Here is a 1,090-nt window from a genome sequence, read left to right as displayed (position 1 = left end):
CGGTTATTCGGCCGCACGCGCCGAGTCCGGCACCGGTCGTTTTTTTCCGGCTTCATCCACCGCCACGTAGGTGAAGATGGCCTCGGTCACCTGGAACCCCGGCTTCTGGGGCTCGCCCGTTAGTGTGGGCGGCCTGACCCAAACCTCCAGCTTCACGGTCACTGACGTGGTTCCAATCCGGATCACCCGCCCATAGCAACCCACCGCATCGCCCACCTTGACCGGTTTTTGAAATTTGAATGTGTCCACCGCCACGGTGACAACGCGTCCGTGGGTGAGCTCCCGGACCAGCATGGACCCGGCCATGTCCATCTGCGACATCAGCCAGCCCCCAAAAATATCACCGCTCGGATTGGTATCCGCCGGCATGGCCAATGTGCGCAGGAACAATTCGCCGTGGGGTCCGGGAGTTCCGGACGCGTGCGCCTCGTCGTCATTCATTGATTGGTTCATTGTTCCCCCAAGACAAGAAGGCCGAGGTCCTCGGCCTTCTTGCGCAATTCGTTCGCCAACTCAGGCCTCAACACCTGAGTCGACTCTCGCTTCGTACCGGTCCAATTTATTCTGGAAACATGCATCCAACAAATTTCGAGGTGTCCAGCGGGTCTTGAAAATTCGCTTTGCGCTTATTCATGAAGGCGTCGGCCCCCTCGCGGAGGTCCTGCGTACGCTGTAGCACATCGAGCACGTTAAGCAGCTTCGCGATTGCCTGCTCCTCGGGCAAGTACATGCCATACCGCAACGCCTGCTTGGCGGCACAAATGGCCTGCTTCGGAGCGCTTGCAAGCCTTGCAGCAAGTTTTTGCGCGTGTGCGAGCACCTCGCCCTTGGGCTTAATGTGATTGGCGTAGCCCCACGCGAGCGCTTGCTCCGCATCTATCATATCGCCCAGCAAAAACAACTCACTGGCGCGGCCAAGACCGATACGCCGTGTAATACGCACTGATCCCCCACTGCCGGGTATGGCGCCAAGGTTTATTTCGGGTACGCCGAATTTTGAATTTTCGGCGACCACGATGATGTCTGCGCCGGCTGCGAGTTCCATGCCGCCGCCCAGTGCATAGCCTTCAATGGCCACGACTGTGGGTTT

At 58.8% G+C, this 1,090-nt stretch carries 2 protein-coding genes; both read right to left on the bottom strand.

The window, feature by feature from the left end; genetic code table 11:
• Positions 1-3: 3 nt before the first annotated feature.
• Positions 4-441 (bottom strand): acyl-CoA thioester hydrolase YciA, encoded by a 438-nt coding sequence (yciA, locus tag LC354_RS26960; RefSeq protein WP_223429024.1) that lies wholly within the window; start codon positions 439-441, stop codon positions 4-6.
• Between the two features lie 118 nt (positions 442-559).
• The coding region (locus LC354_RS26955; protein WP_223429023.1) for an enoyl-CoA hydratase/isomerase family protein at positions 560-1,090 on the bottom strand (531 nt) is incomplete at its 5' end.

Origin of the sequence: Tateyamaria pelophila (assembly GCF_019966495.1) — a bacterium.
GTDB classification, from domain to species: domain Bacteria; phylum Pseudomonadota; class Alphaproteobacteria; order Rhodobacterales; family Rhodobacteraceae; genus Tateyamaria; species Tateyamaria pelophila.
This window is presented reverse-complemented; position numbering and strand designations above follow the sequence as displayed.